Source organism: Streptomyces sp. SYSU D01066-1, from assembly GCF_054956795.1.
Window position 1 is genome coordinate 1 of the sequence record NZ_JBUDHV010000022.1, and the last position, 12,044, is coordinate 12,044.

A 12,044-nucleotide genomic window follows, 5' to 3' on the forward strand; every position below is an offset into this window, starting at 1 on the left:
GAGGTTCCACAGTTCGGGCCGCTGGCGGCGGGGGTCCCACTGGGAGAACTCGTCGCGCAGGGAGAAGACGCGTTCCTTGGCGCGGGCCTTCTCCTCGTCCCTCCGTCCGCCGCCGAAGACGGCGTCGAACCTCTCGCTCTGGATCTTCTCGGTGAGCGGGAGGGTCTGGAGGGGGTTGCGGGTGCCGTCGGGGCGTTCCTTGAGGACGCCGCGGTCGATGTAGTCCTGGACGGAGGCGACGTGCAGGCGCAGTCCGTGCTTGTCGACGGTGCGGTCGCGGTATTCGAGGACCTCGGGGAAGTTGTGTCCGGTGTCCACGTGCAGCAGCGAGAAGGGAACCGGAGCGGGGGTGAAGGCCTTCAGCGCCAGGTGGAGCATGACGATGGAGTCCTTGCCGCCGGAGAAGAGGATCACCGGCCGTTCGAACTCGCCCGCGACCTCGCGGAAGATGTGCACCGCCTCGGACTCCAGCGCGTCCAGGTGCGAGAGGGCGAAGTCGTTCACACCAGCCCCCGCTCCGCCAGCACCGCGTACACGGCCTCGGCCGACTCCGCCGGCGTCTGCTCCTGCGTCCGCAGCACCAGCGCGGGGTCGGCCGGCGGCTCGTAGGGGTCGTCGACCCCGGTCAGCCCGGTCAGCTCGCCCGCGGCCTGCTGGGCGTAGAGCCCCTTGACGTCGCGCTCGCTGCACACCTCGACCGGCGTGGCGACGTGCACCTCGATGTACGGGGTCCCGCTCGCCTCGTGGCGCTTGCGGACCGCCTCCCGGCTGTCCGCGTACGGGGCGATCACCGGGACGACCGAGAGCACGCCGTTGCGGGCGAGCACCTCGGAGACCAGGCCGATGCGCTGCACATTGGTGTTGCGGTCCTCGCGGGAGAAGCCGAGGCCCGCCGAGAGGAAACGGCGGATCTCGTCGCCGTCGAGCACCTCCACCCGGCGGCCCTCCGCCTTCAGCCGGTCACCGAGCAGCCGGGCGATGGTCGTCTTGCCCGCGCTCGGCAGCCCGGTGAGCCAGACGGTGGCTCCCAGAGGTCTCGCCGTGGTGGTCATGCGCAACAGTCCTCTTCTCGTTCTCTGCCCCCGTGGACGACCTCACGGACGGTAGGTAAGAAACTTGAGAAGAGGCCCAGAGAAACCTGAGGGTTGCGTGAGTGACGCGCGTTGTGCGAGAGGTCACGGAGGCATTCGGCCAGGTCACCGGAGTACGCGGCCGGGTCACAGGTCCGCGAAGACCGCCCCCGCGTCCCGCAGCCGCTCGTGCAGCGCCCGGAAGACGGCGGCCGAGCGGACGCCCGGCCAGTCGTCCGGCAGCAGGCGGGCGGGCAGGCCGGGATCGGAGTAGGGCAGGCGGCGCCAGGAGTCCAGGGCGAGCAGGTAGTCGCGGTAGGCGTCCTGGGGCGGGGTGTCCGGGCGTTCCTCCCAGTCGCGCAGCACGCGCGCGTGGCGGTCGAGGAACGCCTCGTGCTGCTCGGCGATCGTGGCCAGGTCCCACCAGCGGGCCACCGCCTCGGCGGTCGGCGCGAACCCGAGGTGCTCGCCGCGGAAGAAGTCCACGTAGGTGTCCAGCCGCAGCCGGCCGAGGACGTGCCGGGCCTCCTCGTACAGCCGGGCCGGGGCGATCCACACCCCGGGGGCGGCGGTGCCGAAGCCGAGGGCGGCGAGGCGCGAGCGCAGTACGTGCCGTTTCTGCCGCTCCGACTCCGGCACCGAGAACACGGCGAGCACCCAGCCGTCGTCGGCCGGGGGATCGGTGGCGTAGATGCGCCGGTCGCCGTCGTCGAGCAGTTGCCGGGCCTCGTCGGACAGTTCGTATCCGGCCGCGCCCCGGGCGGTGCGGGCGGGCAGCAGCAGGCCGCGCCGTTTGAGGCGGGACACCGACGAGCGCACGGACGGCGCGTCCACCCCGACCGCCGCCAGCAGCCGGATCAGCTCGGCGACGGGGACCGGGCCCGGTGCGAAGCGGCCGTACGCGCCGTAGAGCGTGACGATCAGGGACCGTGGTGCATGCTGGTCGGACACGTTGATCATCTTAGGTCGTCGACATCACCGCCGGTCACCCCCTGTTTCCCCGCCGGACAGCGATCCGGTGTCCGTGCCGGATGGCGACCCGGTGTCTGTGCCGGGCGGTGGCCTGGTGTCCCTGCCGTCCGTGCCGGGCGGTGGCCCGGTGTCCCTGCCGTCCGTGCCGGGCGGCAGCCGGAACCGCTGGAGTTTGCCGGTCGCCGTGCGCGGCAGCGCGGTGCGGAACACGATCTCGCGCGGGCACTTGTACGGCGCCAGCTCCGCCCGCACGAAGGCGCGCAGCGCCTCGGCGTCCCGCTCGGCGCCCTCCCGCAGCACGGCGAAGGCCACCACGACCTGTCCGCGCAGCGCGTCCGGCCGCCCCACCACCGCCGCCTCGACCACGTCCGGGTGGCGCAACAGCGCCTCCTCCACCTCCGGCCCGGCGATGTTGTACCCGGCCGAGACGATCATGTCGTCGGCGCGGGCGACGTACCGGAACCAGCCGTCGGGGTCGCGGACGTAGAGGTCCCCGGTGATGTTCCAGCCGCCGCGCACGTACTCCCGCTGCCGCGGATCGTCGAGGTAGCGGCACCCGACGGGCCCGCGCACCGCGAGCAGCCCGGGCTCCCCGTCGGGCACGGGGCGGCCGTGCGCGTCCTGCACCTCGGCCCGCCACCCCGGCACCGGGAGGCCGGTCGTGCCGGGCCGGATCCGCTCGTCGGCGGCGGAGACGAAGATGTGCAGCAGTTCGGTGGCGCCGATGCCGTTGATCAGGCGCAGCCCGGTGCGCTCGTACCAGGCCCGCCAGGTGGCCGCGGGCAGGTTCTCCCCGGCGGAGACGCAGCGCCGCAGCGACGACAGGTCGTAGGCGCCCGGTTCGGCGAGCATCGCGCGGTACGCGGTCGGCGCGGTGAACAGCACCGACACCCGGTGCTCGGCGATCGCGGACAGCAGCTCCCGCGGCCCGGCCCGCTCCAGCAGCAGGGAGCAGGCCCCGGCCCGCATCGGGAAGACCACCAGCCCGCCCAGACCGAAGGTGAAGCCGAGCGGCGGACTGCCGGCGAAGAGGTCGTCCGCGCGGGGCCGCAGGACGTGCCGGGAGAAGGTGTCGGCGATCGCCAGCACGTCCCGGTGCAGGTGCGCGCACCCCTTCGGGCGGCCGGTGGTGCCCGAGGTGAACGCGATCAGCGCCACGTCGTCGGCGGCGGTGTCCACGGCCGGGTACGGCGTCAAGGGCGCCGGACGGTTCAGCAGGTCGTCGGGGGCACCGCCGCCGTACGCCGTGATCCGCAGCCCCGGGACCCCCGCCCCGGCGAGGTCGTCCACGCACCGTATGTCGCACAGGGCGTGCCGTACGCGGGCGATCTCGCACATCCGGCTCAGCTCGGACGGCCGCTGCTGCGCCAGCACGGTCACCGCGATCGCGCCCGCCTTGAGCACCGCCAGCCAGCAGGCGGCCAGCCAGGGGGTGGTGGGGCCGCGCAGCAGCACCCGGTTGCCGGGGACCACACCGAGGTCACCGGTGAGCAGGTGCGCGAGCCGGTCCACCCGGGCGCGCAGCTCGCCGTAGCTCCACACGGCGCCGGACGGGGTGCGGAAGGCCGGGCGGCCGGCCTCGCCGCCGCCGAGCAGTTCGTGGGCGGCGTTCAGCCGGTCCGGGTAGCGCAGTTCCGGCAGGTCGAAGCGGAGCTCGGGCCACTGGTCCGGCGGTGGCAGCCGGTCGCGGGCGAAGGTGTCGACGTGGGCGGTGGCGGTGCTCCGGGAATCCATGACGGTGCGCCCCCTGCTCGTGGTGGGCTCGCGTCCTCGCAGCGTATCGATTCGGTGACGGCGGTCAATACACCGCGATAACCTGGGAGTCCACGGGTCCGGCAGACAGACGAGCAGACAGACGAGCAGACAGACGAGGAGACCGCCGATGGGGGACCGCCGATGACGGCGTTCGCGCTCGCGCCGGAACAGGCCGCCTGGTGCGCCGAGTTGCGCGCCCTGGCCGCCGAACGGCTGCGCCCGCTCGCCGACCGGGGAACGCCCGGCCGGGTCAACCGCCCCCTGGTCGCCGCCCTCGGCTCCCTCGGCCTGCTCCCGCGCCTGTTCACCTCCCCGGCCCTCGACCTGTGCCTGATGCGCGAGTCCCTCGCCTACGCCTGCACGGAGGCCGAGACCGCCCTCGCCCTCCAGGGCCTGGGCGCCCATCCGGTGCACGTGCACGGCACCGAGGCCCAGCGCGCCCACTGGCTGCCGCGCGTCGCCGACGGCAGCGCGGTCGCCGCCTTCGCCCTCACCGAACCGGGCGCCGGCTCGGACGCGGCGGCGCTGTCGCTGGCGGCCCACCGGGACGGCCCGGCCGGCTGGCGGCTGAGCGGCGAGAAGTGCTGGATCTCCAACGCCCCCGAGGCCGACCTCTACACCGTCTTCGCCCGGACGACCCCCGGCGCCGGCGCCCGGGGCGTCACCGCCTTCCTGGTCCCCGCCGACCGCCCCGGCCTCACCGGCACCCCCCTGGAGATGCTCTCCCCGCACCCCGTCGGCACCCTCGCCTTCGACGGCGTACCGGTGACGGAGGACGACGTACTGGGCGAGCCGGACCGCGGCTTCCGCGTGGCGATGGACACCCTGAACCGCTTCCGCCCCAGCGTCGGCGCCTTCGCCGTCGGCATGGCACGGGCCGCCCTGGACGCCGCCGTGGCCCACACCCGCGCCCGCGACGCCTTCGGCGGCCCGCTCAGCGGCCTGCAGGCCGTCTCCCACCAGGTCGCCGAGATGGCCGCGCGCACGGAGGCGGCCCGCCTGCTGGTGTACGCGGCGGCGACGGCGTACGACGCGGGGGCGCCGGACGTCCGCGAACGCGCCGCGATGGCCAAACTGCTGGCCACGGAGACCGCGCAGTACGTCGTCGACCGCGCCGTCCAACTGCACGGCGCCCGCGCCCTGCGCCGCGGCCACCTCCTCGAACACCTCTACCGCGAGGTGCGCGCCCCCCGCGTCTACGAGGGCGCCAGCGAGGTCCAACGGGACATCATCGCCCGCGAGCTGTACGCGGAACCGGAGCGGGACGCATGAGCGCCGAGCGCGTGAACCCACCCGCCCTCGCCCCGCCCGCCGGCTTCTCGCACGCCGTCGTCGCCACCGGTACCCGCGTGGTCTTCCTGGCCGGCCAGACCGCGCTGGACACGGCGGGGGAGGTGACCGGGCGGACCCTGACCGAGCAGTTCGACACGGCGCTCGCCAACCTGCTCACGGCCCTGCGCGCGACCGGCGGCACCCCCGCCGACCTGGCCCGGGTCACCGTCTACGCCACCGACGTCGCCGCCTACCGCGCCCAGGCCCCCGTACTGGGCCAAATCTGGCGCGAGCGGATGGGCCGCGCCTACCCGGCGATGGCCGTCGTCGAGGTCGCCCGGCTGTGGGACGAGACGGCGCTGGTGGAACTGGACGGGTTCGCGGTCCTGCCGTAGCGCCTTCCGGGCGGACGGGGTTCAGGCCGCGACCGTCAGCCGGCCGGCCTGGACGCCGGCGCCGGCGCAGTCGCGGCGCGGGGCGACGGTCCGCCCGTCGGGCAGCAGTTCACCGCTGTCGTCGAAGACGATGGTGCCGTCGCACAGCAGGCTCCACCCCTGCTCGGGACGGGCGGCGACGACGTGCACGGGACGGGTGTCGGGGCCGGGGCACGAGGACCGGTGGGAACACATGGCGCACCTCCGCGTCGGAAGGAAGGAACGGGACCGTCCGTCCGGGCCCGTTCTCGTCCTGTGAGGAGACGATGCCCGCGCCGCGCGCGCACCGGAACCGGCGGCGGCCGACCGTGACAACACGGGGACACGACCGGCACGGTCCGGCGACGCGGGCCCCGCGCACGGGACGCGCCGCCGAAGGGGTGACGGCCGTACCGGGCGCCGCACCCGGCGGGTACCAGTGAGAACCCACCCTCCAGGAGGTTCCCGTGTCCTCGAAGTCCGCGCCGGCGCGTCCCGCCCTGTGCGCCGCCCTGCTCCTGCTGACCGCCGCCCCCGTGGCCCAGGCCGCCCCCGCCCCCGCCCCCTCCGCCCCCTCCGTCACCGTCCCGTCCGTCACCGTCCCGTCCGGCAGCGGCACGGTGACGGTCGACCCGACCGGCCGCATCACCTCCGACGGCACCGTCACCGTCTCCGGCACCTACCGCTGCGACGCCACCGGCGGCCCCACCTTCATCGGCTCCTCGGTCAGCCAGGACGCCGGGTCCGTACAGTACGGCCTTCGCGGCACCCGCGCGGTGTGCGACGGGCGGGTGCATTCCTGGGCCGCCACGGGCAGACCCACGTCGGGAACGGCTGCGCCGGCCCTGGAGCCGGGGCCGGCGCAGGTCGAGGCGACCGTGCTGGAACTGCGCACCCTGGGCTTCCTCCCGCTGCCCGCCGTCCACGCCTGGCAGCGGCAGGACGTCACCCTGGTGCGGCGCTGACCGGGGACCGGCCCGGCCGGCCCGTGGGGTTCGGCCACCGTCGAGCACCGGGCACCCCTGTCACCGAGGCGCGGGAGCGAGCCGTCCGTTCCGGCGGCGGCTCGGCGCGACACCGGTCCGGGACGGATCGGACTCGGGACGGATCGGGTCCGGGACGGATCGGGCCGGCCGCGGGTGCGGTGCCCGTCCTGGGGCGCGCTCACCGGGTCAGGTGGCGCAGCTCGCTCTCGTACAGCTCGGCCGGGTCGAATCCCATGCCGGTGAAGTGGCCCGCCAGTTCCAGGGAGAGGAGGCCGTGCAGGCGGGTCCAGAAGACCAGGGCGCGGCGCAGGGCGGCCGGTGGCGCCGGGTGGCCGGCGGCCCAGTGCCGGTGCTCGGCCAGGTGGGCCTCCAGGCGGGCGTCGAGGCCGGTGCCGGAGCCGGTGCCGGAGTGGCCGTCGGCCGGGGTGTCCGCGGCCGTGCCGGTCGCGCGCCGGGCGGCGTCGAGGAGGGGGGCCATGATCTCCGCGGCGATCGCGGTGGTGTCGTCGGGCGCGCGGTAGCCGGGGACCGGTGTGCCGTAGACGAGGAAGTAGCGCTGGGGGTCGTCCAGTGCCCAGGCGCGCAGCGCGTGTCCCAGTACGGCCAGATCCGCGTCCGGCGCGGCGGCGGCGGAGCGGATCGCGTCGGCGAGGCTGCGGTACGCGTCCCGGATCAGTTCGGTGATCAGCTCGTCCCGGCCGGCGAAGTACCGGTAGAGCGCGGGGCCGCTCATGCCCATCTGCTTGGCGATGGCGTTCAGTGACAGTCCCGGCGCCCCCGCGGCGGCGATCTGCTCCCAGGCGCGCTCCTTGATCTCGGCCCGGAGCTGGGCCCGGTAGCGCTCGCGGGGGGTCTCCTTGCCGACGGCGGTCATGTGCTCGTCCCTTCCCTGTCGGATCACCGGCTCACCGGCTCCCGGGGCCGTACGAGCTGTCCGGTACATGCTGATGGTTAGACCCTATAGCGAAAGTTCTTGACCGTCACACGGGTTGGCGTTATAACTTCTAACGAAAGCACTAGCCGCTAACCGGCGATGGTGACGAGTCGAGGGAAGCCGCCATGAACACCGGGGAAATGATCGAGATCGTGCTGCCGGGCAAGGTCGAGCCGGAAGGACTGCGGGTGCGGCGGGGAACCGTCCCGGTCCCCGGTCCGGGCCAGGTCGTCGTCCGCATGGAGGCGACCGGTGTCTCCTTCGCCGAGCAGCAGATGCGCCGGGGCCGCTACTACGACCAGCCGCCGTTCCCCTTCGTCCCCGGCTACGACCTGGTCGGCACCGTCCTCACGGCCGGAGCCGGCGTCGCCCCGAGCCTGGTCGGCACCCGGGTGGCCGCGCTGCTGAAGGTCGGCGGCTGGGCCAGCCACGTGGTCGTCGACGCCGCCGACGTGGTGCCGGTGCCGGACGGGATCGGCGCGGCGCAGGCGGAGACCCTGGTGATCAACGGCGTCACGGCCTGGCAGATGCTGCACCGCAAGGCCCGCGTCCGCGCCGGGCAGACCGTCCTGGTGCACGGGGCCAACGGGGGAGTCGGCTCGGTCCTGGTCCAGCTCGCCCGCGCCGCGGGCGCGAACGTCATCGGCACCGCTTCCGGGCGCCACCACGACGCCCTGCGGGAACGGGGAGTGACCCCGGTCGACTACCGCACCGAGGACGTCCCCGCCCGCGTCCGCCAACTGGCTCCGGGCGGCGTGGACGCCGTCTTCGACCACGTCGGCGGCCGTGGCGTCGTCGACTCCTGGCGTCTGCTCGCGCCCGGCGGCACGCTCGTCTCCTACGGCACCGCCTCCACCCGCGACGACGAGGGCTCCAAGCAGTGGCCCGTGCTCAAGCTGCTGGGCCGGGTGTGGCTGTGGAACGCCCTGCCCAACCGCCGGCACGCCTGCTTCTACAACGTCTGGGCCGGCCGTGCCCTGTCCAAGGACCGGTTCCGGGCCCGGTTGCGCGCCGACCTCACCGAGGTCTTCGAAGCGCTCCGGCGCGGCGACATCACCGCCCGGATCGCCGCCGAGCTGCCCCTCACCCGGGCCGCCGAGGCACTGCGGCTGGCCGAGTCCGGCACCGTCGCCGGAAAGGTCGTCCTGCACGCCTGACGCCCCGACGCGCACCGCGATCCGGTACTGCGGGGCGGTACGGCGATCCGGTACCGCGGACCCGCGTCGCGGGCCGGTGCTGCGCACCCGCGTCACGGACCGGCGCCGCGCACCGCACCGCGAACGGTCGGCCTGCCGTCTGCCGTCTCCGGTCTGTCGGCGCCTGCGGTAGCCGGCCACAGCGCGCTCGGCAGTACGGACCGTGCCGCCCGTCGGTCGGCGGCTTGTCGGACGCGCCGCAACCCCGCGGGTCCGGGCGGACCACCGGGTGACCGGCCGCGCCCGGCAGCGGTACGACCCGGTGCCGGGTCGCGCACGTGCGCGGACGACCGCGCGGGAGCGGCACCGCCGGACCGCTGCCGCCATGACGCGCCCGCGGGTGAACACCGTCTTCCGCGCACCGCGTCCACTCGAATGATCCGGCGGGGGCGGTGACGGGGCGGGCCGGCGGGCGCGGCGGGGGACGGGAACCCTTTTCCGCGCCGGGCCGCGGTGCCCGTGCCGTGCCAAAATGGGCGTGCCGTCCGTTCCGCCGTCCATCGAGGTCTCCCTGTGCCCAAGCCCGTCGCCCGCGTTCCCCAGCGACGCAACGCGCGGTCCAACCGGGCGCGCATCCTGGCCACGGCGCGGCAGGAACTGGGGCGCAACCCCGACATCACCCTCGAGGAGCTGGCGCGGGCGTCCGGTGTCGTACGACGCACCCTGTTCGGTCACTTCCCCGGCCGGGCGGCCCTGTTGGAGGCGCTGGCCGAGGAGGCGACCGAGAGCCTGCGCGACGCCATGGCGGCCGGTGTGCGACCGGCGGACCGTGCCGAACTGGCCCTCGCGTACTTCACGTTGTCACTGTGGCCGGTGGGGGACCGCTACCGGATGCTCCTGGCGCTGGCCCGTCGCGACCTGGGCGAAGAGCGGGTCGCCGAGATCCTCAGGCCCGCGCGGGAAGAGGTCGCGGCCATCCTGGAGCGCGGTCAGCGCGACGGCGTCTTCCACACGCATCTCCCGCCGGAGGCGCTGAGCGCCGGCCTGGAGGCGGTCACGGTCGCGCTGCTCGAAGCCGTCAACAAGGGGACGCTGGAGGACGACGGCACCCGGTCCACCACGGCCTCGCTGATCGCGGCCGGCGTGCCGGACGAGCGGGCGCGCGCGGTGGTCGACGAGGCCGTCTCCCTGATGGCCGCGCAGGCCGTCGCCGAAGGCTGAGCCGAGCAGGCGGCGCCACCGCCTTGTTTGTCATGCGCATGACCATTACCAAGATGTGACGACGTTATTTGCGCACCGATGTGCAGACAACTACGCTGCTCATGAATGTGCAAATAACGCGTCCCCTCGGGAGTTCTCCGTGCCTCTGCTGGCCAACACACCTGCCGACAGGACGGCGGGGCCCTACCCACGGCGCTGGTGGGCGCTGGGCGTTCTGTGCCTGAGTCTGCTGATCGTGGTCATGGCCAACACGTCCCTGATCGTCGCCGCCCCCGACATGACCCGGGATCTGCGGCTGAGCAGCAGTGACCTGCAATGGGTGATCGACGGCTACACCGTTCCCTACGCCGCGCTGATGCTCGTGCTCGGGGCGATCGGCGACAAGTACAGCCGCCGCGGCGCCCTGGTGACGGGCCTGGTGGTCTTCGCCGCCGGTTCCGTGCTGGGCAGCGTGGTCGACGAGACGAACCTGGTCATCGTCGCCCGCGCGGTCATGGGGGTGGGGGCCGCGGTCGTCATGCCCGCCACGCTCTCCCTGCTGGTGGCCATGTTCCCCAAGGGCGAGCGAGCCAAGGCCATCACCGCCTGGACCGCGACCTCCGGTCTCGCCATCGCCGTCGGCCCCGTGGTGGCCGGCTGGCTGCTGGAGCGGCACGCCTGGGGCTCGACCTTCCTGATCAACGTGCCCGTCGCGGTGGCCGCCGTCGTCGGCGCCTTCGTCCTCGTACCGCCGTCGAAGGCGGAGGGCATGGGCCGGATCGACTACGTGGGCGGTCTGCTGTCGATCGCCTCCGTCGGCACGCTCGTCTACGCCATCATCGAGGGCCCGCACTTCGGGTGGGGCACCGGTCCGGTCGCCGCGGCCGTGGTCGCGGGCGCCGGCTTCGTCGCCTTCGTCCTGTGGGAGCTGCGGCACCCGCACCCGATGCTGGACGTGCGGAGGTTCGGGCTGCGCGGCTTCAGCGGCTCGATGCTCGCGGTGCTGTTCTTCTTCTTCGGCACCTTCGGCTCCATCTACTACGCCACCCAGTTCCTGCAGTTCGTGCTCGGCTACGACGCGCTGGAGACCGGCGTCCGTCTGCTGCCGCTGGCCGGGGCCGTGTTCGCCGGCGCCGCGGCCACCGGGCAGCTGACCCCGAGGCTCGGGGTGCGGGCCGTGATCGTGCCCGGTATGGCGATCGGGACCGTGGCCGTGTTCCTGCTCACCCGGATCGACGCGGGCTCGACGTACGGCGACTTCCTGCCGTCGCTCCTGCTGCTGGGCTTCGCGATCGGCCTCAGCGTCTCCCCGGCCACCGACACGATCATGGACTCCTTCCCCGAGTCCGAGCTGGGCGTCGGCGGCGGCGCCAACGACACCTCGCTGGAGCTGGGCGGTTCCCTCGGCATCGCCGTCCTCGGTTCCCTGCTGGCCACCGCGTACCGGGACAAGCTGGGCGACCTGGTCGGCGGCCGGCTGCCGGCCGCGGCGCTGGAGGCGGCCCAGGACTCGGTGGGCAGCGGCCTGGCCGTCGCCGAGCAGGTCGCCGCGGACCCGGCCGGCGGCGCCCAGCAGGCCCGGACGCTGGTGGCCGCGGTGCACGAGGCGTTCGCCCACGGTGTCGCCCACACCAGCCTCGTCGGCGGCGTCATCATGGCCGCCGGAGCGATGATCGTCCTCGCGGTCCTGCCCGGCCGCCGGCCGCCTCGCGAGGAGGCGCGGGAGATACCGGAGGCAGCCGCGGACGCGGTGGACCCCGGACCGGGGCCGCACCGGGCAGGGCGGTAGCCGGACGGGCCGGCCTTCAGGCGCCGCCGGTGGCCCACCGGGCGGGGACGGGCGCGACGCGGAGCACGTGGACGACCATCCGGCCCCCGGCCCGAAGCGAGGTCCCGGAGGCGGCGCCGGGCGTCCTCCGGACCCGTCCGCCGGGAACGTCCGCGCCCGTCCCCGCGCCGCACGAAGACGGGGAGGGCCCTTCGACCGGGCCTTCCGGGACGCCGGCGGCCCCGACCGTCACTCCGCGTGCCGTCAGGGCCTTCGCGCCTCGGGTTCGTGCGGCCCGGCGTCGAGTGCTTCCAGTGGCGCGGGATCGAGGGCGCGGAGCATGTCCTCCGCAGGGGAAGAGGCGCCGGACGGACAGTAGAGGGTGCGTACCGGTGTGAGCGGTGCCAAGAGGAGTGCCTCCACGGGCGGGCCGGGGCCGCGACGCGTTGTCGTGAGCGCTGGTCGGTGAGCGAATCGTGTGCGCTTCAACATCACTCTCCACATGTGTACGTCGCCAACGGGCAGTCCTCTGGAGGGG

12 protein-coding genes are annotated in these 12,044 nt (G+C 74.3%); 6 read left to right on the forward strand and 6 right to left on the reverse strand.

Translation table 11 applies throughout. From position 1 onward, the window contains the following. The 4 genes from cysD to ACY1JF_RS20285 form a co-directional block, all read right to left on the reverse strand. On the reverse strand, positions 1-504 hold a 504-nt coding region (cysD, locus tag ACY1JF_RS20270), incomplete at its 3' end, for a sulfate adenylyltransferase subunit CysD (protein ID WP_462706574.1). Continuing rightward, positions 501-1,052 carry an adenylyl-sulfate kinase gene (gene cysC / locus ACY1JF_RS20275; protein ID WP_462706575.1) on the reverse strand — a complete coding sequence of 184 codons (552 nt, stop codon included), beginning with the start codon at positions 1,050-1,052 and terminating at the stop codon, positions 501-503. The genes cysD and cysC, both read right to left, overlap by 4 nt. Positions 1,053-1,217: 165 nt before the next feature. Then, a complete protein-coding gene (locus tag ACY1JF_RS20280) occupies positions 1,218-2,030 on the reverse strand; it encodes a PaaX family transcriptional regulator (protein ID WP_462706576.1) in 813 nt (270 codons plus the stop codon). Between the two features lie 15 nt (positions 2,031-2,045). After that, positions 2,046-3,776 carry an AMP-binding protein gene (locus ACY1JF_RS20285; protein WP_462706577.1) on the reverse strand — a complete coding sequence of 577 codons (1,731 nt, stop codon included), beginning with the start codon at positions 3,774-3,776 and terminating at the stop codon, positions 2,046-2,048. A gap of 162 nt (positions 3,777-3,938) precedes the next feature. Between ACY1JF_RS20285 and ACY1JF_RS20290 the strand changes: the two genes are divergently transcribed. After that, a complete protein-coding gene (locus ACY1JF_RS20290; RefSeq protein ID WP_462706578.1) occupies positions 3,939-5,069 on the forward strand; it encodes an acyl-CoA dehydrogenase family protein in 1,131 nt (376 codons plus the stop codon). Then, a complete protein-coding gene (locus ACY1JF_RS20295) occupies positions 5,066-5,464 on the forward strand; it encodes a RidA family protein (RefSeq protein WP_462706579.1) in 399 nt (132 codons plus the stop codon). The genes ACY1JF_RS20290 and ACY1JF_RS20295 overlap by 4 nt, the downstream gene beginning before the upstream one ends. Before the next feature lie 21 nt (positions 5,465-5,485). Here the strand turns inward: ACY1JF_RS20295 and ACY1JF_RS20300 are convergent, their stop codons facing one another. Then, a complete protein-coding gene (locus tag ACY1JF_RS20300; protein ID WP_462706580.1) occupies positions 5,486-5,698 on the reverse strand; it encodes a DUF5999 family protein in 213 nt (70 codons plus the stop codon). Between the two features lie 251 nt (positions 5,699-5,949). Here ACY1JF_RS20300 and ACY1JF_RS20305 point away from each other — a divergent pair, with 251 nt between their 5' ends. Then, positions 5,950-6,447 carry a DUF6299 family protein gene (locus tag ACY1JF_RS20305; protein ID WP_462706581.1) on the forward strand — a complete coding sequence of 166 codons (498 nt, stop codon included), beginning with the start codon at positions 5,950-5,952 and terminating at the stop codon, positions 6,445-6,447. 199 nt (positions 6,448-6,646) lie between these two features. On the opposite strand, the gene ACY1JF_RS20310 is transcribed toward ACY1JF_RS20305, so the two are convergent. After that, on the reverse strand, positions 6,647-7,342 hold the full coding sequence (locus tag ACY1JF_RS20310; protein ID WP_462706649.1) for a TetR/AcrR family transcriptional regulator: 696 nt from the start codon (positions 7,340-7,342) through the stop codon (positions 6,647-6,649). 185 nt (positions 7,343-7,527) lie between these two features. Between ACY1JF_RS20310 and ACY1JF_RS20315 the strand changes: the two genes are divergently transcribed. The 3 genes from ACY1JF_RS20315 (at position 7,528) to ACY1JF_RS20325 (ending at position 11,527) form a co-directional block, all read left to right on the forward strand. After that, a complete protein-coding gene (locus ACY1JF_RS20315; protein WP_462706582.1) occupies positions 7,528-8,559 on the forward strand; it encodes a medium chain dehydrogenase/reductase family protein in 1,032 nt (343 codons plus the stop codon). Positions 8,560-9,111: 552 nt separating this feature from the next. Then, on the forward strand, positions 9,112-9,759 hold the full coding sequence (locus ACY1JF_RS20320) for a TetR/AcrR family transcriptional regulator (RefSeq protein WP_462706583.1): 648 nt from the start codon (positions 9,112-9,114) through the stop codon (positions 9,757-9,759). A 139-nt stretch (positions 9,760-9,898) separates the two neighbouring features. After that, positions 9,899-11,527: an MFS transporter gene (locus ACY1JF_RS20325; RefSeq protein ID WP_462706584.1), complete on the forward strand. Its 1,629-nt coding sequence runs from the start codon at positions 9,899-9,901 to the stop codon at positions 11,525-11,527. Positions 11,528-12,044: the final 517 nt, after the last annotated feature.

Excerpts from the sequence above, each read along its gene's own strand:
- cysC (WP_462706575.1), bottom strand. The coding sequence starts at position 1,052 with ATGACCACCACGGCGAGACCTCTGGGAGCCACCGTCTGGCTCACCGGG.
- ACY1JF_RS20280 (WP_462706576.1), bottom strand. The coding sequence starts at position 2,030 with ATGATCAACGTGTCCGACCAGCATGCACCACGGTCCCTGATCGTCACG.
- ACY1JF_RS20285 (WP_462706577.1), bottom strand. The coding sequence starts at position 3,776 with ATGGATTCCCGGAGCACCGCCACCGCCCACGTCGACACCTTCGCCCGC.
- ACY1JF_RS20290 (WP_462706578.1), top strand. The coding sequence starts at position 3,939 with ATGACGGCGTTCGCGCTCGCGCCGGAACAGGCCGCCTGGTGCGCCGAG.
- ACY1JF_RS20295 (WP_462706579.1), top strand. The coding sequence starts at position 5,066 with ATGAGCGCCGAGCGCGTGAACCCACCCGCCCTCGCCCCGCCCGCCGGC.
- ACY1JF_RS20300 (WP_462706580.1), bottom strand. The coding sequence starts at position 5,698 with ATGTGTTCCCACCGGTCCTCGTGCCCCGGCCCCGACACCCGTCCCGTG.
- ACY1JF_RS20310 (WP_462706649.1), bottom strand. The coding sequence starts at position 7,342 with ATGACCGCCGTCGGCAAGGAGACCCCCCGCGAGCGCTACCGGGCCCAG.
- ACY1JF_RS20315 (WP_462706582.1), top strand. The coding sequence starts at position 7,528 with ATGAACACCGGGGAAATGATCGAGATCGTGCTGCCGGGCAAGGTCGAG.